Annotated in this window: 19 protein-coding genes; all 19 read left to right on the top strand. The window is 43.1% G+C overall.

Features of this window, described 5'->3' with window-relative positions; translation table 11 throughout:
- Positions 1–178 precede the first annotated feature (178 nt).
- The 19 genes from atpD to AC1FXZ_RS15440 all read left to right on the top strand — a co-directional run bounded on the left by atpD (position 179) and on the right by AC1FXZ_RS15440 (position 19,758).
- Positions 179–1,591: a F0F1 ATP synthase subunit beta gene (atpD, locus tag AC1FXZ_RS15530; protein WP_480055259.1), complete on the top strand. Its 1,413-nt coding sequence runs from the start codon at positions 179–181 to the stop codon at positions 1,589–1,591.
- An 82-nt stretch (positions 1,592–1,673) separates the two neighbouring features.
- On the top strand, positions 1,674–2,075 hold the full coding sequence (locus AC1FXZ_RS15525) for a F0F1 ATP synthase subunit epsilon (protein WP_480055257.1): 402 nt from the start codon (positions 1,674–1,676) through the stop codon (positions 2,073–2,075).
- Positions 2,076–2,474: 399 nt separating this feature from the next.
- The gene (locus AC1FXZ_RS15520; RefSeq protein WP_480055255.1) at positions 2,475–2,711 is read left to right on the top strand and encodes a DUF1146 family protein; all 237 of its coding nucleotides are present in this window, start codon (positions 2,475–2,477) and stop codon (positions 2,709–2,711) included.
- A 751-nt stretch (positions 2,712–3,462) separates the two neighbouring features.
- The gene (murA, locus tag AC1FXZ_RS15515) at positions 3,463–4,782 is read left to right on the top strand and encodes a UDP-N-acetylglucosamine 1-carboxyvinyltransferase (protein WP_480055253.1); all 1,320 of its coding nucleotides are present in this window, start codon (positions 3,463–3,465) and stop codon (positions 4,780–4,782) included.
- A gap of 351 nt (positions 4,783–5,133) precedes the next feature.
- A complete protein-coding gene (spoIID, locus tag AC1FXZ_RS15510; RefSeq protein WP_480055251.1) occupies positions 5,134–6,156 on the top strand; it encodes a stage II sporulation protein D in 1,023 nt (340 codons plus the stop codon).
- A gap of 161 nt (positions 6,157–6,317) precedes the next feature.
- Entirely contained in the window at positions 6,318–7,238 is a 921-nt protein-coding gene (spoIIQ, locus tag AC1FXZ_RS15505; protein WP_480055249.1) for a stage II sporulation protein SpoIIQ, read from the top strand.
- Positions 7,239–7,437: 199 nt separating this feature from the next.
- On the top strand, positions 7,438–7,614 hold the full coding sequence (locus AC1FXZ_RS15500; protein WP_480055247.1) for a hypothetical protein: 177 nt from the start codon (positions 7,438–7,440) through the stop codon (positions 7,612–7,614).
- Between the two features lie 402 nt (positions 7,615–8,016).
- The gene (locus AC1FXZ_RS15495) at positions 8,017–8,319 is read left to right on the top strand and encodes a DUF4212 domain-containing protein (protein ID WP_480055245.1); all 303 of its coding nucleotides are present in this window, start codon (positions 8,017–8,019) and stop codon (positions 8,317–8,319) included.
- A gap of 52 nt (positions 8,320–8,371) precedes the next feature.
- Complete coding sequence (locus AC1FXZ_RS15490) at positions 8,372–10,033, top strand: sodium:solute symporter family protein (protein WP_480055243.1); 1,662 nt, start codon at positions 8,372–8,374, stop codon at positions 10,031–10,033.
- The gene (locus AC1FXZ_RS15485) at positions 10,014–11,951 is read left to right on the top strand and encodes a DUF294 nucleotidyltransferase-like domain-containing protein (RefSeq protein WP_480055241.1); all 1,938 of its coding nucleotides are present in this window, start codon (positions 10,014–10,016) and stop codon (positions 11,949–11,951) included. Before AC1FXZ_RS15490 ends, AC1FXZ_RS15485 begins: the two co-directional genes overlap by 20 nt.
- A gap of 80 nt (positions 11,952–12,031) precedes the next feature.
- Positions 12,032–12,691, top strand: coding sequence for a 3'-5' exonuclease (locus tag AC1FXZ_RS15480; RefSeq protein WP_480055239.1), 660 nt, complete (start codon positions 12,032–12,034; stop codon positions 12,689–12,691).
- A 95-nt stretch (positions 12,692–12,786) separates the two neighbouring features.
- Complete coding sequence (spoIIID, locus tag AC1FXZ_RS15475; RefSeq protein ID WP_480055237.1) at positions 12,787–13,071, top strand: sporulation transcriptional regulator SpoIIID; 285 nt, start codon at positions 12,787–12,789, stop codon at positions 13,069–13,071.
- Positions 13,072–13,200: 129 nt separating this feature from the next.
- A complete protein-coding gene (mreB, locus tag AC1FXZ_RS15470) occupies positions 13,201–14,205 on the top strand; it encodes a rod shape-determining protein MreB (protein ID WP_480055235.1) in 1,005 nt (334 codons plus the stop codon).
- 55 nt (positions 14,206–14,260) lie between these two features.
- Positions 14,261–15,085, top strand: coding sequence for a flagellar hook-basal body protein (locus AC1FXZ_RS15465; RefSeq protein ID WP_480055233.1), 825 nt, complete (start codon positions 14,261–14,263; stop codon positions 15,083–15,085).
- 91 nt (positions 15,086–15,176) lie between these two features.
- Positions 15,177–16,019, top strand: a complete 843-nt coding sequence (locus tag AC1FXZ_RS15460) for a flagellar hook-basal body protein (protein ID WP_480055231.1) — start codon at positions 15,177–15,179, stop codon at positions 16,017–16,019.
- Positions 16,020–16,114: 95 nt separating this feature from the next.
- Positions 16,115–16,930 (top strand): DNA-directed RNA polymerase subunit beta, encoded by an 816-nt coding sequence (locus AC1FXZ_RS15455; RefSeq protein ID WP_480055229.1) that lies wholly within the window; start codon positions 16,115–16,117, stop codon positions 16,928–16,930.
- 85 nt (positions 16,931–17,015) lie between these two features.
- Entirely contained in the window at positions 17,016–17,438 is a 423-nt protein-coding gene (gene fabZ / locus AC1FXZ_RS15450) for a 3-hydroxyacyl-ACP dehydratase FabZ (RefSeq protein WP_480055227.1), read from the top strand.
- 52 nt (positions 17,439–17,490) lie between these two features.
- The gene (locus tag AC1FXZ_RS15445) at positions 17,491–19,197 is read left to right on the top strand and encodes a putative bifunctional diguanylate cyclase/phosphodiesterase (RefSeq protein WP_480055225.1); all 1,707 of its coding nucleotides are present in this window, start codon (positions 17,491–17,493) and stop codon (positions 19,195–19,197) included.
- Between the two features lie 291 nt (positions 19,198–19,488).
- Positions 19,489–19,758 carry a DNA primase gene (locus AC1FXZ_RS15440; protein WP_480055223.1) on the top strand — a complete coding sequence of 90 codons (270 nt, stop codon included), beginning with the start codon at positions 19,489–19,491 and terminating at the stop codon, positions 19,756–19,758.
- Positions 19,759–19,932 lie beyond the last annotated feature (174 nt).

Below are 19,932 nucleotides of genomic sequence, written 5' to 3'. Positions count from 1 at the left end.
AAAGCCAAACTACCGATTTCACTCATGCTCCATGAGAAGCAGAGATTCCGGTACTACGCGATATAAGTTGGGGTCTGACCCAGCAACGCTCCGAACCCAGCACTGCTGGAAAACGAGCAACGCTCCCAACCTCCCTTCCAGCCTTCTCATTGTAAACGAATAGGAGGGACTACAAACTATGAATAAAGGTCGCATTACGCAGGTAATGGGTCCGGTTGTTGACGTAAAGTTCGACAGCGGAAACCTTCCTGAAATCAACAATGCCTTAGTGATTGAACAAAAAGGCAGTGAAATTAATGCTGTTGATGTCAATGTTACACTTGAAGTTGCCTTGCATCTTGGTGATAATACAGTGCGTACGATCGCAATGGACTCAACAGACGGGTTAGTACGTGGGACAGAGGCAGTTGACACAGGTTCGGCGATTTCTGTACCTGTAGGTGACGCAACACTAGGACGTGTATTTAACGTACTAGGTGAAGCGATTGATTTAAATGATCCAATTCCAGCAGATGTAAAACGTGATCCAATTCACCGTGAAGCACCAAAATTTGATGAGCTTTCTACGACAACTGAAATCCTTGAGACAGGTATCAAAGTTGTTGACTTACTTGCACCATATATCAAAGGTGGTAAGATCGGTCTTTTTGGAGGTGCCGGTGTAGGGAAAACGGTACTTATTCAGGAATTAATTAATAACATCGCTCAAGAGCATGGTGGTATCTCTGTATTCGCCGGTGTTGGAGAGCGTACTCGTGAAGGAAATGACCTTTTCCACGAGATGACAGATTCAGGCGTTATTAAGAAGACGGCAATGGTATTCGGTCAGATGAACGAGCCACCAGGAGCACGTATGCGTGTTGCTCTGTCTGGTTTGACAATGGCTGAGCATTTCCGTGATCGCGATGGACAAGACGTACTTCTTTTCATCGATAACATCTTCCGTTTCACACAAGCAGGTTCGGAAGTTTCAGCCCTTTTAGGACGTATGCCATCAGCCGTTGGTTACCAGCCGACACTTGCTACTGAAATGGGTCAATTACAAGAGCGTATCACATCAACAAAAGTTGGTTCTGTTACATCGATCCAAGCGATCTATGTACCAGCCGATGACTATACGGATCCAGCTCCAGCGACAACGTTTGCTCACTTAGATGCAACGACAAACCTTGAGCGTAAACTTTCTGAGATGGGTATCTATCCAGCGGTGGATCCACTTGCATCAACTTCACGTGCACTTTCTCCTGAAATTGTTGGAGAAGAGCATTATGAAATTGCTCGTCAAGTTCAGTCTACGCTACAAAAGTACAATGAATTACAAGATATTATCGCAATTCTTGGTATGGATGAGCTTTCTGAGGATGATAAATTGGTTGTTGCGCGTGCGCGTCGTATCCAATTCTTCTTATCTCAAAACTTCCACGTTGCTGAGCAGTTCACTGGCCAACCAGGATCTTATGTACCAGTAAAAGAAACGATCAAAGGCTTCAAGGAAATTCTTACAGGTAAGTATGATGATCTTCCTGAAGATGCATTCCGTCTTGTTGGTCGTATTGAAGAAGTAGTAGAAAAAGCGAAGCAAATGGCGTAATCTTATACGCTTAAGATCAAGAGATCATCCATCTCTTGATCTGTATTAAAACCCGGATTTGCTACTTTAGGAGGGTTTTCAAATGCCGACAATCGAAGTAAGTGTTGTTACTCCTGATGGCAAGGTGTATGACGGAGATGTGGATATGGTTGTAGTTCGCACAGTTGATGGCGAACTTGGGATTTTACCAAACCACATCCCGCTCGTTGCTCCATTAACAATTGGAGCTGTACGCCTAAATAAAGGCACCACTGTGGAAAAAGTAGCCGTGACAGGTGGATTTGTTGAAGTTCGCCCTGATCAGGTAACGATTTTAGCAGAGGCAGCTGAGTTGCCTTCAGATATTGATGTAGACCGTGCACGCGAAGCAGAACGTCGCGCCAAAGAGCGCATTGAGAAAAACAAAAAAGACGAAATTGACTTCAAACGTGCAGAACTAGCCTTAAAACGTGCTATCAACCGTATCAAGGTAGCTAGCAAATAATTTTCAATGAGACGCCTTTTTAGGCGTCTTATTTTTATGCTTTCGTAATAAGCTAAAGGTGTATTGTTAAATTACGTAACGAAACTGTAATGACCTTGTCAAAAACGTATTGAAAAACTTTACCTAGAGGGAAAAATGTGCGTTTTTGTACACAGTTGGTGGTATTTTCAAGAGTGAGAAGGTGATTTGACAGGGTATAATATTCTAGGGAAAGAGACCCTCACCAAGAAGGGTAATTCGTCCTTCTTGGTGAGGGTCTAAAATAGGTCCGAACAACTAGAATATGGCTATAGATTTTTTACTTTTTATCGGTTATGATGGAAAATGGGCTGAATTTTGTTAGCCCTTGAACAAGGGGTTTCAATTATTTTTTTGATCAAAAGTAAGGGAGTAATGACAATGTTCGACGGATTTGGACAACAAGCGATTTTACATATCGTGGTCAATGTCTTTTTTATTGGCGTTACATGGTGGGCATTACAATCTTTTCGATTTGATCTGTTTGTAAAAGAACCAAATGGTCCAAAGGCAAAAGTATTAATGATAATCGTGACGATTGCCATTGCCCAGTTGGTTAGTCAGTTTTTCCTTGATTATCTTTATTCGTCACAAATGCTTCGTTATTTGTGGGAGTAAGTGTTGTCGAGTTTGACTACAACTTCCATGTATGCTGGAGCCCTGTAAGGAAAAAATGTTAGTAATAACGTTTCCTTTGGGGAGGAGAACGGAATGGATACATGGCGATTTTATTTGATTGGTTTCATTTTTTATTGAGTGGGTATATATGTTCAGTGAACCAAAATTTGTTTTTTTCGGTTATTCAACAGCAAGTTTCATAATTTTATGAAACGAATAAATATTTCCAGACGTATATAGATGAAGGAAAAATTTTTATTTACATGCTTGTTAGCCAGCCGGAAGTGCTTTTGGTGACTTGTGAAACAGAAGATGAGATTCACTTACATAATACTCCATCGGGTAGTTTGAAATCGATTCAAGGATGCGCTTGATCCAAGACCACAGCAGCCAACATAGATTATACCTAGTCAAGTGTCAGGTACTTGGAACAAAAAGGACTGTATGTGAATGTAATATAGCATAAGAATTTTCTAAGTTCCACTTAGACAACCCACATACAAGTTCCTCTTCATGAGACATGGTAAGGTATTGCAGAATTGGTTGGATGTACTGAGTCGATCAGTTTGTCTCCTTTTCCGCGTATTTTTAGAGGGACATTTTAGAATAATCATGGCCTATCCAAGTTGCATGAATAGAGAGAAAAAAATGATTGGGCGTAGGGACAACGTTGACAATAGTAACGCCTATTATTACGACTGAATATTGATGATAGAGAAGAGACTATAATTTAGACGCGGAGGGGAATACGTTGGAAAAAATTATTGTCCGGGGTGGCAATCAGCTACGCGGCACTGTCAAGGTAGAGGGTGCGAAAAACGCAGTCTTACCTGTAATTGCTGCATCAATCCTAGCAGGCCGCGGCAAAAGCCACATATATGATGTGCCAGAATTGGCTGATGTATACACGATGAAAGAAGTTTTAAGCAATTTAAATATTGATGTTAAATATGAAGATGGTCAGTTCCTTGTAAATGCTGAAAAAACATTAAAGACTGAAGCGCCGTTTGAGTATGTCCGTAAGATGAGAGCATCGTTCTTAGTTATGGGACCTCTTCTTGCACGTGTAGGGAAAGCGAGAATTGCGCTTCCTGGTGGCTGTGCAATTGGATCAAGACCTATTGATCAACACTTAAAAGGCTTCGAGGCAATGGGAGCAACGGTTGAAATCGGAAATGGCTTTATTGAAGCGCGCATCGATGGACGTTTACAAGGTGCGAAAATTTATCTCGATTTCCCAAGTGTTGGGGCAACAGAAAACATTATGATGGCAGCAGCAATGGCAAAAGGAACGACAATTATCGAAAATGCTGCAGAAGAGCCGGAAATTGTTTGTGTTGCTAACTATTTAAATGCAATGGGTGCAAAAGTTCGTGGAGCAGGTACTGGAGAAATTCGTATCGAAGGCGTTGACGAACTTGTCGGAGCAGAGCACACAGTAATTCCTGACCGTATCGAAGCTGGAACATTTATGGTAGCAGCTGCCATTACAAAAGGAGATGTTCTCGTTGAAGGAGCACTATCTGAACATCTTCGTCCACTTATTGCAAAAATGACGGAAATGGGCGTAAAAATTATCGAAGAGGAAAATGGATTACGCGTGATCGGACCAGATAAACTGAAGCCAGTTGATTTCAAAACGATGCCACATCCAGGCTTCCCAACTGATATGCAGGCTCAAATGATGGCCTTATTGCTAGCAGCAGACGGAACAGGTGTGATCACTGAAACTGTATTCGAAAATCGCTTCATGCATGTAGAAGAATTCCGTCGCATGAATTCAAACATTAAAATCGAAGGACGCTCAGCAATTATCACTGGACCGAATAACCTTCAAGGAGCAGAAGTATCTGCTACAGACTTACGTGCAGGTGCTGCCTTGATCATTGCCGGTCTAATCGCAGATGGCGTCACTCGTGTAATGGAATTAAAGCACATCGATCGTGGCTACGTAAACCTAGCTGGCAAGCTCCAAGCACTAGGAGCAGACGTTGAACGTATCGTAGAAGAAACAGAAGAGGAAATCGAAAACCTCGAAGCTCCAGCTCCACTTCAAATTAAATCAATCTAATATGTAATGGAAGAAAGAAGTCTCGCATGGCGAGGCTTCTTTTTTTGATGTTAAAGCTGGGAAAAGAGCGAGTGGCCGGAAAGAGAGGAGAAGTGGTCGGAAAATGCAGAGGTGTCGCCGGAAAAAGAGGAGAAGTGGCCGGAAAGGGAGGAGAACCGGCCGGAAAAAGAGCGAGTGGCCGAAAAGGGAGCAGAGTTGGCCGGAAACCAAGCAGAACCACCCGAAAAAAAGCCGGACCGCCTGCAACCCCCTGCCCAAAAATAAACAAACGCAACAATATGAACGAGTTCTATTTCCTGCCAAGCACTCATATACTTTTTTAGACAGAATATTTAATTTGGAGGATCAGACATGAAGCGACTTCTCGTAATAGCCACTATTTTATGCACTGTTGTGCTTATCATTCCAACCATGCTTGTAGTATTCAATTCAGATCCTGCTGAGAGTACGACGACAGTAACGCGTACTGTAACAATTGAAGAAGTAGAGAACCAATATTCTTATGATCCAGATGAGGATGTTGCGGTGACGGTGTTCCGAACACAAACCGAGGAAATTGAGGAGGCGCCTTTAGAGAGATATGTAATGGGTGTTGTGGCGTCAGAAATGCATGCTGACTTTGAAATGGAAGCATTAAAAGCACAAGCATTAACTGCTAGAACCTATATGGTCAAGCATATGCTCCACCCGACAAGCGAGCTTCCAGATGGGGCGATGGTTACCGATACGGTTACTCATCAAGTTTATAAAAGCGAAGAGGAACTCCGGGAGCAGTGGGGTTCTGATTATGAATTATATATGGCTAGAATTCAAGAAGCTGTCCTGTCTACTCAAGGGCAGGTGCTAACATATGACGGAGAGCCAATTGATGCGATGTTCTTTTCAACAAGCAACGGCTATACGGAAAACTCTGAGGATTACTGGGAAAATGAAATCCCGTATTTACGTAGTGTAGAAAGTCCGTGGGACCAGGTATCGCCACGGTTTACGGCTGAAAAGGTTGTCCCTGTTTCAGAATTTGAAGAAAAGCTTAAAGTGACGATGCCTGAAGATGGCTCAGCCGGTTCGATTGTAGAACGCACAGAAGGGGGCCGAGTTGCGAAAGTCGTGATTAATGGCAAGGAGTTAACCGGACGCCAAGTACGTGATAAATTGGGGTTAGATTCATCGGACTTTCAGTGGCAGCGTGAAGGTGACCAAGTTGCGATCCAAACTAGAGGGTGGGGACATGGAGTTGGGATGAGCCAATTTGGAGCTGACGGAATGGCCAAGGAAGGCAGGGAGTATACAGACATTGTTCATCACTATTATCAAGGTGTGGAAATACAGGCTGTTGATCCGTTCGTATCGGAAATGATGGCAAAAGCAGATTAAATACTGGAAGGTTCTAGAGGGAACTCTAGGGCCTTTTTATTTTTTGTTTTAAAACTATGCATAAAACCATTCCCTTTGTCGAAAACTAATTTCAAAAAATTTTTTTTCCAATGTATACATTTCTAGCAATCTGATCAGAATGATTGCTGAGGTGATGGAAAATGAGAGAAGAAGAAAACAAACGCTCTTCTGAAGAAAAATTAAATGTAAAAAGTTTATTACGTAAACGCTGGGTATTGCCAGCAGTCTATCTAGTTGCTGCAGCAGGTGTGTTAAGTGCTGTTTTTGTTGCACAAAGTGGCAACGAGAGCGCAACACCTGAAGATAGTGTTGAAGTAACGGATCCAAGTTATGCACAAGGAATGGACCCATACTCTGAAGATGCAGTAGCAGTAACGGCTTCATCTGAAGTAATCAAAATGCCAGTAGTCGATGAGGAAGAAGTTACAGTTGTTGGGTACTTTTATGATGTGAATAGTTCACCAGAGGAACAGCAAGAAGCTCTTGTATACTACAATAATACGTATTTCCCAAATAAAGGTATGGACTTCGCACATGTTGATGGTGAGAGTTTTGATGCAACGGCTGCTGTTAGTGGTACTGTGATCAAAGCAGAAAAAGATTCATTGCTAGGATATGTTGTTGAAATCTCACACGAAGATGGCGTTGTTACGCATTATCATAGCTTAGAAGCATTGGAAGTAGAGGAAGGCGAAACGGTTGAGCAAGGCGATGTGTTAGGCAGAGCTGGACGCAACAGTTATAATTCAGAAGCTGGAATTCATGTACACTTTGAAATTCGCCATGATGGGATTGCTGTTAATCCAAATGATGTATTCCAACAACCAATTGACTCTGTAAGAGATATTGCAGATGAAGAAAAGAAGAACGAAGATGAAAAGCCTGCTGAAGAAGAAGGCACTGAAGAAGACGATGCTGTAGATGCTAGTGAAGAAGATGGTGCTGTCGACGCTGGTGAAGATGAGGATAAGGAAGATGAATCTGAATCTGACGAAGAAGACGTAACACCGGAAGAAAACAATGATGAAGATGAAGACCAAGAGCAAAGTGAGTTAGGTTAATAGGAAAAGGCAAGCTACCTTAAGTATGCGACAATACTCGAGGTAGCTTGTCGTTTTTTTGGGGTGAAAAATACAATACAGAATATTGACATAAATCCGAAATTTTGGAATAATGTGATATAGAACAGAGCGTAGGCGAGTATAACAGCCTTTGCAAAAATATGATAACGCTTACAAACTAGGTTTGGGGGGGATCAAAATGATTTATCTGTTTTTAGTGATTACGCTCTTTTCAATCATTTTTGCAATTCGTTTGAAAAAACCACTGCTTATGTCCGTTCCGTTTGTTTCAATCGCTGCCTACATGGTTGTCCAAATTGCAATGGTGCCACTTGGCTTTGTTGAGACCATTCGGTTCATTTTTGGATTGAGGTGAAGCCTATGGAAAATCGTAAACGGGACCACTTGCGTCTTATTCAGACCGACTATCCAGTATGCGAAAAATGTAAGCGTGGAAAGCTTCAGGCCATGCCGAAGCTGCAGTATGTTTTATTCTTAAGTATGTTTCCTTGGATCGTTGCTATGCTATTCTCGATTTTCATTCATCCTATTTTTCTACTCTTTATACCAACCATTGGATACCTCAACATGATCATCGCTACGAAACGCCGAAGACTCGGACGCTGCAACTCATGTAACACCATTCAACGCTATCGCCCAATTCAAAAATCTACAAACGAATTTACTCGACTGTAAAAAACATAGGAAGGGAGGCATGTTGTCTTACGTCTAACCTATTAAGTTGCTTCGAATTTTTACAAAAGAGGAGGAGTACGTTGTGAAAAAAATTGATAAAAAAGTGGCCGATGCTTATTTTCGTGCGCGCACCATGCTCGTTGTGATCTGTTTGATAATTGGAGGCTTGGTTTCATTTGCTGTCGTTGCCTTTGCTGAATATTTTTCTCAGTTTTCAATTATGGGAATGCCAGCTCATTACTATATGGGAGCACAGGGCGCTGTCGCAACATTTGTAATCTTGCTTTTTGGCAATGCAATTATTAGTGACAAAATTGATAAAAAGTTTGGCATTGATGAAGAGCAGAATACGAGAGTTAGCTCAGGCAAGGTACTAGATCACTAGGCTTTAAGTGAATCGCTTCATGACGAAAAAAGAAGCATAAGGGGGAAGATACATGGATCAGCAAACCATTGTTTCATTGCTTTTGATTCTCGCAACGTTCGGACTTTATATTGGGATTTCAATCTTTAATAGAGCAAAAGCGACATCAGACTTCTACGTCGCAAGCCGAGGAGTACCACCGTTTTGGAACGGGATGGCCATCGGTGGCGATTGGATGAGTGCAGCCTCATTCATTGGGATGGCTGGTACGGTTATGATTCTTGGATATGACGGTTTAGCCTATATTATGGGTTGGACTGGTGGCTATTTATTTCTTACCTTTTTACTTGCACCACAACTACGTAAATATGGTCGTTATACGGTTCCAGAGTTTATTGGCGATCGTTTCGACAGTAATGCAGCGAGACTGATTGCAGCAATCGCAACGATTATCATCAGTTTCACGTACATCATTGGACAGCTTGCAGGTTCAGGGGTTGTAATTGGGCGTATTTTAAACATTCCAGCGATGTACGGGACAATGATTGGGGTTGTCGTTATTGCGATTTACGCTACTCTCGGTGGGATGAAAGGGATCACGTGGACGCAAGTAGCGCAATACATGATTTTGATCATTGCCTACATTATCCCGATTGTCTTTATGTCTCTTCAAGTAACGGGAAATCCACTGCCATGGCTTACATATGGTAATATTGTAAGTGAGCTTGGTGCGCTTGATCGGGAGCTTGGAATAACCGAATACTTTGCTCCATTTGCTGAAAGTGAAAAAGCGCAATTTATCGCCTTAATGTTCACCTTAATGGTTGGTACAGCAGCACTTCCACACGTTATCGTTCGTTTCTACACTGTAACAACGATGAAAGCAGCACGTTGGAGTGGAGCGTGGGCACTTGTTTTTATCGCACTCCTTTATTTATCGGCTCCGGCATATGCAGCCTTTTCGCGCTTTATCTTAATGACGCGTGTTGCAGGACAGCCGCTCGATGAATTACCGGCATGGACGGAAAACTGGATCAACACAGGCCTGTTGCAGCTTGCTGACACGAATGGCGATGGAATTTTGCAATGGCAAGAAATTGTGATCTCTAACGATATTGTTGTAATGGCTACTCCTGAGATCGCAAACCTTGGGGTATTTGTAATCGGACTTGTAGCAGCCGGGGCAATGGCGGCAGCGCTTTCAACAGCTGGCGGCTTGCTTATTACGATTTCATCATCGTTTGCCCATGATATTTACTACCGTTTAATGAATCCAAATGCTAGTGATAAAAAACGTCTCGCGGCTGGTCGTTGGGCGATTGTATTAGCAACGATTGTTGCTGGTGCTGTAGCGCTTAATCCTCCTGGAGTGATCACTCAAATTGTGGCATGGGCATTTGCGCTTGCTGGTGGTACTTTCTTCCCTGTTCTTTTACTTGGTGTATGGTGGAAGCGTGCGAACAAGCAAGGGGCGATCGCTGGGATGGTTGTCGGCTTAACGGTAACGCTCGGCTACATTTTATTTGCTCGTGAAGGATATATGCTCTTTGGCATCCAAGATACAGGTGCTGGTTTGATCGGGGTTCCGGTGAACTTGCTTGTAACGATCATCGTTTCAAAAATGACAGCAGCACCATCACAGAAACTGCAAGATGAAGTAGTTGATCTCCGTTACCCAGAGCAAATGACGTATAAAGATGGAGAGGTATGGATGGATGAATCAACAGGAAAATAAATTTTATGAAAAAATTCGTAGGCACCCCTTGTTTCAAGGCGCAACCGATGCAGACTTTGAAACACTAATGGGGGCCTGCGCCCTCAAAGATTATAAAAAATTTGAGAAGGTGCTTTATAAGAAAGCACCACGAGAAGGACTTCTGCTTATCCTAAAGGGGGTAGCAGAAGTTTTTGTTAAGGAGGGCCATAATCAAAAAGAGGTCCTCGAAGTGCTAGAGGAGGGCGATATGATTGGCTTTTCAAGCTTAGCTGATTTTTTAGGTGGGAAAACAGAGGAGCCGGGCCACTATGAAGCTGAGGTGGGGGCAGTGGCAGAAGCGACCTGCCTTCATATCCCTTATTCTGTTGTAAAAGCGAGGTGGGAGGACCCTGTCGTTCGCGATTTCCTCTTAAAACAAGCGACGATTCGCTTGCGTGACATTTACGGCTCCTTCGCTGAACAAGTTCGTCTCGCCAATAAATGGGGTGAGAGCGAGCCGTTTATCCGGCGTATTCAAGATTTTATGAGTGAGCCTGTTGTGATTGTCGATATGGACGATGATGTGCGTGATGTCGCACGCACAATGGTGAAGCGTTCGACGAGTTCTGTCGCTGTGTTAAACGATAGTGATCAGCTAATTGGGATTATTACAGAAAAAGACTTAGTTGAACGTGTAGTGGCAAGAGGTGGTGGGGGTGGTGTCGTTGCACGAGATGTCATGACGCCAAACCCGTACATTATTTCCCGGGATGCATTTTACTATGAGGCGCTGTCGAGCTTCTTGATGAATGGTGTCAAGCACTTGCCGGTCATGGATCGTGGTCGCGTGATTGGAATGGTGACGCTGTCTGATTTAATGCGCAAGAAAAATCGGGGTACGATGCAGCTTCTGCAAACGATTGAACAATCAACAGTTGAGACGATCGGTGAGCTCGAGCCTGCGATGTATGAAGTACTGGGCAGTTTGATAACTGACGGGATTCCAACCGTTCATACGCTCGATGTAATGACAAAGTTGTATGACCGTTTGGTTCGGCATGCTATTGAGCTAGCTGTTGAGCGTTTGGTTGAAGAGGGTTACGGCGAGCCACCCGTACGCTTTGCGTGGTACATGATGGGAAGCGGGGGCCGTCGCGAGCAGTTTATGCTGACCGACCAGGATCATTTTCTTGTGTATGAGGATGTGGACGTGAATGCTGAAAGTGATAGTGGTGCTGAGGTGGCGCGTGTTGAGGAGTACTTTGAGAGGTTGGGCGTTGAGATTGTCCACTGTTTGGAGCTAGCCGGATATACGCGCTGTAAAGGGCTGATGATGGCAAGTGAGAAGAAGTGGCGTGGGTCTGTCACTGCTTGGCAGGAACGCTTGAGGAAATGGAGCATCCGGGCGACGAATGAAAACATATTGCTGGCGTATAATTTTTTTGCGTTCCGGTTTTTATATGGCGATGAGGCGTTGCATGATCAGTTTGTAAAAGGTGTAGAAGAAGCGTTTGAACGTGCGCGTATTTTTTTCTTCCGGATGACTGAGGTTGAGAAAGAGCGACCGGTTCCGACCTTTGACCATCCAATTCTCGCTCGGCTCTTAAGAAAGCGTGAGACGATTGACTTGAAAAAGGAAGCTCTCTTCCCGTTTCATCATTGCTTGCAGCTATTGTGCGCACGAGAAGGGATGTTTGGAGGGGGGAGCTCCGAAAACATGATTGAACAGCTTGAAAAGAAAAAGACTCTCTCAGAGAAAACAGCTGACGAACTACGCTATGCCTATGAGATTGTCTTACGCATACGGGTTGAACGCGCCTGGCAAGCATATAAACTTGGAGAAGAGAAGAGCAGCCAAGTTGAATTCCGTCATCTACGCACGAAGGACAAAGAAGAGCTACTGCTCGCCCTAAAGGCCATCCGCAACCTACAAAACTTCACCATAACCCTATGGTGAGCAGACCGACCGGGGTCAGACACCTCTTCACCACACTAAAGAGGTGTCTGACCCCACCCCAACAACAAGGAGGTGAGCCGATGTTCTGGAGGAAGCCGTTGCTGCCTCGTGGCGAAGGAAAGGAGACGCCACTTTCTACGCCGATTTCTGAGCTTTGCTTTACGGTGTTCGACACGGAAACGACAGGATTCGCAGTTGGCGCGAAGGACCGAATGATTGAAATTGGTGCCGTTTCCGTTCGAAATCGGAAGGTCCAAGAGGAGACGTTTCAGATGTTTGTGCATCCTGAGCGAGAAATTCCTGCTGAGATTACTAGCCTCACCGGTATTTCCATGGAAACAATTCAAAATGCTCCGTCCTCGCTCAAAGCAATTGAAGCTCTGCTTGAATTTAGTGAGAAGACAAACGGATCGATATGGGTCGGGCATTACGTTAGCTTTGACCTGCTCGTTCTCAAAAAGGAACTACAACGACATCAATACCGAATGGAGATGCCAACGTGTATCGATACCCTAGATCTGATTGGCTATATTAGCCCATCACGGCAAATGTATGACTTAGAACGGTACGCTAGTCAATTTGGCACGAGAATTTACGATCGACACCGAGCATTAGGGGATGCTCTTACGACAGCACATCTTTTTTGTGAGCTTCTGTATCACCTTGAAAATCGTGGCCAACGCACCCTTGCCGACCTTCTTGCGATTAGTGAACAAACTAAGAGGAACATAAAATTCTGAAAAGTCAAGCATGTCCTTACAATAATATGGTATATCTTGCGGCTCGCCTTAATAAACTGTACCAATCACCAACACAGAATTAGGAGGCGAGTCGTGTGCACGATTACATCAAAGAGCGAACTATCAAGATTGGTAGGTATGTTGTTGAGACAAAGAAAACGGTGAGGACCATCGCAAAAGAATTCGGCGTCTCAAAAAGTACCGTACACAAGGACCTCACAGAACGTTTACCAGAAATCAACCCAGAACTAGCAAATCAAGTCAAAGAAATCTTGGATTATCACAAATCCATTCGTCACTTGCGAGGTGGCGAAGCAACGAAAGTGAAGTACCGCAAGTCGGATGAGCCCACTCCACCAATTGCTAAAACAAAAAATTAATTTGTCAAATCATGTAACTTTTTCTGAAAAAAATGGCCCTGTTTGAACATTCTGTGATAAAATAGAAAATTAGGTAAATCGTAATATATAAAGTATGATATGTTCGTGGAACAGGGAGGAAAAAGAATCATGTTTGGTCGCGATATAGGAATAGATTTGGGAACTGCAAATGTCCTCGTATATGTTAAAGGTAGTGGGATTGTCCTAAATGAGCCGTCAGTAGTTGCAGTTGAAACAACAACGAACAAAGTCCTAGCAGTAGGAGAAGAAGCGTTTCGTATGGTCGGACGTACACCAGGAAATATTGTTGCTATGCGTCCAATGAAAGACGGTGTCATTGCTGACTTTGAAATGACTGAATCAATGCTCAAACATTTCTTAAGCAAGATTAACGTCAAGAGCCTTTTCTCAAAGCCTCGCATTCTTGTTTGTTGCCCAACGAATATTACATCCGTTGAGCAAAAAGCAATTCGAGAAGCGGTTGAGAAAAGTGGGGGGAAAAATGTTTATTTAGAAGAAGAACCGAAAGTTGCTGCAATTGGTGCTGGAATGGAGATCTTCCAACCAAGCGGTAACATGGTAGTAGACATTGGCGGTGGAACAACAGATGTTGCTGTTCTTTCGATGGGTGATATCGTCACCGCCTCTTCCATGAAAATCGCGGGCGATCGCTTCGACGCAGATATTCTTGCATACATAAAGAAGAAGTATAAGCTCTTAATTGGTGAGCGAACTGCAGAGAACATCAAAGTCCAAATCGCAACAGTATTTCCAGGTGCACGTCAGGAAGAAATTGACATCCGCGGGCGTGATATGGTCAGTGGACTTCCAAGAACAATTACGGTACACTCAAAAGAGATTGAAGAGGCGTTAACAGAGTCTGTTTCATATATCGTACAAGCTTCAAAACAAGTCCTAGAACAAACGCCACCAGAGCTTTCAGCCGATATAATCGATCGTGGAGTAATCCTAACAGGTGGAGGAGCACTCTTACACGGAATTGATCAATTACTAGCAGAAGAATTAAAAGTCCCAGTTCTGATTGCCGAAGAACCAATGCACTGCGTGGCAAAAGGAACCGGAATTATCTTAGAAAATCTAGACCGTATGTCGAGTAAAAAAGTAAAAATATAAAAGCGGAGGCGTTGCCAATAGGCAGCGCATTTCCAAGATTTTAGGAGGAACGAGCATGCTTCGTGGTATGTACGGTGCAGCTGCAGGAATGATCGCGCAGCAGCAACGCCAAGAAATGTTAACGAATAATATGGCCAATGCCAATACACCGGGATTCAAAGCGGACCAGGCGTCGCTACGAGCGTTTCCGAATATGTTAATTAAAGCAATGGGAACCCAGTCGCAAGGACCAGGCCCTGGCTCAGCTCAAACGATTGGTCAGTTAACTACAGGTGTGTACTTACAAGAACGCATGCCGAACTTTCGCCAAGGTGATTTAATGCAAACGGACAATAGTACCGATCTTGCCCTGTTGCAAGGGGTGATGCCTGAGACGGAATCAGGCAATCCGGGCGCGCTTTTTTATACGATGCAAAATGGCGATGGTGATCTTCGCTACTCGCGTGATGGAAGTTTTACCGTTGATGGAGAGGGGTTTCTCACTTCAGCAGCGGGTCATTACGTGCTAGATACGAACGGGCAACCGATGCAAGTAGGAAGTGAAGAGTTCCGGGTGAATGAACAAGGCTTCATCATCAATGAAGGCGGTGTGCAAGTTGCACAACTAAATGTCGTCTATGCTGAGGATCCATTGCAACTTGTAAAAGAAGGGGATGGGCTCCTACGCCTTGACGGAGAGGCGCTCCCAACAGCGATTGGAAATGGTGATCTGACATTTCAAGTCCAACAAGGGTTTTTGGAACGCTCAAATGTTGATGCGCAGCAAACGATGACAGAAATGATGAGTGCGTACCGTTCATTTGAAGCCAATCAACGAGTTTTGCAAGCGTATGATCAAAGTCTAGATAAAGCTGTTAACGAAATCGGAAGAATTGGGTAAACGAGCTAGACGTATGGGAACCTATCCTCCTGTGCGTCTCATTCTTGTTTCTGTTTGAGCACGTATTAATTAGAAAAACGAGGGATGAATGATGAATACATCAATGATCGCAGCATCTGTTACGATGGGACAACTGCAAAAGAAGCTTGATACCATATCTCACAACATAGCAAATACGAACACAACGGGATTTAAGCGCAGTGAAGCAACGTTTTCAGATTTGTTAGTTCAACAATTGAATAATCAATCAAACCCTGCCTATGAAGCTGGCCGTTTAACACCGGACGGACTACGTGTTGGAACAGGAGCTAAAATTGCACAAACAGCTGTGCGCACAGAGCTTGGACCCCTTATCGAAACAGAACGTGAACTTGATTTTGCAATTACGGAAAAAAATCACTTCTTTAGGATTGAGACTGTAGAAAACGGCCAATCTGTTGAGCGTCTGACAAGAGACGGTTCGTTTTATTTAAGTGGTGATCCAGATACAGATGATTCTTTAACATTGGTAACAGCGAACGGAGATTTTGTATTAGATGATGCAGGAAATCGAATAAATATTCCCTTAAACTTTCAAACTATCACTCTAACGGGTGAAGGGCAACTGCAGGTCACATTAAATGATGGTACGGTTCAAAACGTTGGAGAGATGGCGCTAACAAGAGTATTGAAGCCACAACTGCTTGACCCAACCGGGAACAATCTTTATCGCTTGCCGGACTTTCAAGCATTGGGTTTAGCCATTGCTGATGTGCTAGAAGAGGTTGGAGCTGGTAACCAACGCATTAACCAAGGCTTTTTAGAAGGGTCTAATGTTGATCTAAGCAAGGAAATGAATGCACTAATTGAAGCGCAGCGCCATTTCCAATTCAATTCGCGCTCTATTTCGATGGCCGATGAAATGTCAGGACTCGTAAACGGTCTTCGCAGATAATAAAATTTCACCAGTGATTTAATGAGGGACAATAGCTATACTCGGAAACGTTACAAATCAGCATGAAACGGCTGAACAGATTTGAGGAGAAAACGATGACTGAAAATCGATCAAATAATAAAAGCCGAGAAGAAGAAACAGACATAAAACAAAATAGAGGCAGCGAGCTATCCGAAAAAGAGAGTACTGACAAAGAGCAGGAAGCAAGCGCAATGACCATAGATAAAAGTAGTGACGAGAACGCTACTGAGTCGAGTGTGGATGCTTCTGAGGAAGTGGCAGATTCTAGCGTCGAGCAAAAAGATGAAGCTGCTGCAGAAGAACTGGAGACACTTGAAGGAGCAACCGAATCTGAGAGCGAGCAAGAGGATGCAGAAGAAGTGGATGCCGGAGGTTCTGAGGGTGAAGCAGCGGAATCTGAGGGTGAGCTGGAGGAAAAAGCTGTTGCAGATGGTTCTGAGGATGAAAAAGAGGAGCCAACTGATGAAGTAGAAGAAGCTGGAGAGTCTAAGAGCGAACAGGAAGAAGCTGTTACAGAAGAAACAAATGCTAGTGGGTCTGAAGAGCTGGAGCAAGGCGAGGGTGTAGAGCAAGCGGAAGCCACTGCAGCCGAAGACCAAGAACTAATTACTGATGACCAGTCTGATTCCACAGAACAAAATGATTCAGAGGCACTCGCTTTAAAGGCAAAAGAAGAGGAATCACGTGAAGAGCGAAGAAAAAATCGGAAAAAGCCACGTTTGCGCTTGATTCCGATTTGGCTCCGAATTTTACTCGCGATCATCTTGATTGGTGGGAGTCTCATATTAGGTGTGATTGTTGGGTTTAGTGTAATTGGAGATGGTGATGCAGGCGATGCAACTCATCCAGACACTTGGTACCATATTATAGATATTATCAAGGGACATTAAATTGTCCCTTTTTTTTATGGAAAAGAAATTGGTACAAACGTATGATATAATCAGGACAACTATCTATTTTGAGAGGATGTTGTAAATGCTTACAATTAATGAAATTAAAGAGATTATCCCACATCGTTATCCCTTTTTATTAGTGGACAAGATTCTTGAACTTGAAGAAGGCAAAAAAGCGGTTGGGATTAAAAATGTTACAGCAAATGAGGAATTCTTTAATGGCCATTTTCCCGATTACCCAGTTATGCCTGGAGTATTAATTGTAGAAGCACTCGCTCAAGTTGGGGCTGTGGCAATGTTGAAGAGAGAAGAAAACCGTGGCAAGCTCGCGTTTTTTGGTGGAATTGATAAATGCCGTTTTAAAAGACAAGTCGTACCAGGTGATCAGTTACGCTTAGAAGTGGAGATCACAAGGTTGAAAGGACCAGTTGGAAAAGGACATGCTATTGCAACCGTTGATGGTGAACTAGCTTGTGAAGCTGATATTACGTTTGCAATTAAATAAATAAGGGAATATACACGCAGGGGTTATGGACGAATGAAGAGGGGGAAAACTAGTGAACGCAGCGATTGAACGTTTTACGAAGGATCAGAAAAATGTTGAAGTTTTATTCGATCATATGAATGATGGTTTGATGATAACGAATAATATGCGTGAAATCATCGTGGTCAACCCTGCGTTTGAACGAATAACGGGATACACGTTAGGTGAGGCGGTGGGGAGAAACCCTAATTTTTTACAATCGGGGAAAACGCCTCGCTCAACGTATATTGAAATGTGGAACCAAATCCGTACATCAGGATCATGGACTGGGGAGTTAATTAATAAACGAAAAGATGGTGCGCTTTTTTGGTCGTACATTACCGTTACTGAGATCAAGCAAGAAAATGACGAAGAGAGTTTTTATATCGGGATTATGCGTGATATGACCGTGCGTATAAACAACGAGCAAATGATGAAGCACCTTGCGTATCATGATGAGCTGACGCAGCTGCCGAATCGGATTAATTTTAAAGAATCGTTAGAAATGGCGATATCTGTTGCAAAAAGAACGTCTGAAAAAATTGCTGTAATGTTCCTTGATTTAGATCGCTTTAAAAAGATCAATGACTCCTATGGCCATCAAGCAGGCGATGATGTTTTGGTGCAACTGGCGGGGCGTTTAAGGAATGTGGTTAGTTCAAATGGAGTGGTTAGTCGCTTTGCAGGAGATGAATTTACTATTTTTATCAGGTATAAAGATGAGTTGGTGTTAGAAGAGCTCATTGAATCGATCTTTGAGGCGATTCGCCAACCGTTTTTAGTGTGTGAAAAATTTTTTTATTTAACACTGAGCATCGGAATTAGTCGTTTCCCAGATCATGGTTCGGACGTTACCACGCTCTTAAAAAATGCTGATTCGGCGATGTACTGGACAAAAAATGAGGGGCGTAATAGTTTTCGTTTTTACAGGACTGAAATGAATGATCAAAGCGCAGAGGAACTTTCGTTAGAAGTCGACCTGTTAAAAGCAATAAGTGAAAATCAGTTAGATGTGCATTACCAGATGCAAGTAGATCTTGAAACGGAAAAGCCATTTGGTGTAGAAGCTCTCGTTCGTTGGAATCACCCTGAGAAAGGATTGATCTCTCCGGCTGAATTTTTGCCGGTGGCTGAAGATATGGGGGTTCTCGCTGATATAGATGAGTGGGTGTTAAAGTGCGCCGTGGAACAAGGGAAAAAGTGGCATGATAATGGGTTTAGTGACCTGGTTATATCAGTTAATGTATCAATGCCCTTTTTTGTAAAGGAAAATTTCACATCACGAGTAAGTAAAATATTAAATAATTCTGGAATAGACCCACAATTATTATGCCTTGAAGTGACAGAAAAAATGGCTATTTTGCAATTATCAGATATCCGTGAGAAACTGAACGCGCTGAAAGAGCAGGGAGTGAAGGTGTCCTTAGATGATTTTGGAACCGGTTACTCTTCCTTAAGTCAGTTAAACCTTTTCCCAATTGACACATTGAAAATTGATCAATCGTTCGTACGAGGCGAGTCAACGAAGGAAAAAGATGCAATTGTGAAGCTGATCATTGCGATGGGACAAAGCCTTGGCGTTTCCGTCATTTGTGAAGGAGTCGAAACACATGATCAGCTAATTCTGATCAAAAATAAAGGCTGCTTTCGCGCACAAGGCTACCTGTTCAGCAAACCAGTTCCACATCATGAATGTACCATGATCATGCATGCATTAAAAAAACCAAAAAAGACACACTAAGCTATAGAGGGGATTGATCCCCTCTATATTGCTGTGATGTAGTGAAGAGGGGTCAGTCCCCACTGTAGTGTAGTAGAGTGGTAAAGAGGGGTCTGACCCTCCTTTAACATGGTAAAGTGTTATTTCTAGGATTGTGGGAAAAAATGTAATAAGATGAGAAAGTTGTTAGATAATACCAAAAAAGTTCGATTTGCATAGACGAGCATGAATAATCTTGCTAAGATACACAAAGACTAACAGCAAGCTAAAGATATATCTGCTAGTCATATAAAATTATTGGGGGTAATTATTATGAAAAAGAAATTCTTAATGACATCAGCAGTTGCTGTATTATCACTAGGACTACTTGCAGCTTGTGGTGAGCCTGCAGAAGAAGAAGCACCAGTAGAAGATCCAGCTCTAGAAGAAGAAGTACCAATGGATGAGCCTGCTGAAGACGTTGAAGAGCCAGCTCTAGACGATGAAGAGCTTGACACTGAAGAAGAAATCGACGTTGAGCTTGACGACGATAACGGCGACGAGCTAGCTGACGAAGATGAAGACGAAGAAGAAGAAAACTAAGTTTTGATAGATGAAATACCTACCACCTGATGTAATGGTGGTAGGTATTTTTTTGGGCTCTATTATATATGTTGGGGTTATAAAACAATTCGAGGGATAGATTTTGAGCATAAAAAAACACGCAAACTCTCCCTTCCTTTATACTTGAGTTGTCGAGAAACAAGTAGAGGAGTC

It is taken from the genome of Halalkalibacter sp. HAAS-P014, from assembly GCF_056619965.1.
This window is presented reverse-complemented; position numbering and strand designations above follow the sequence as displayed.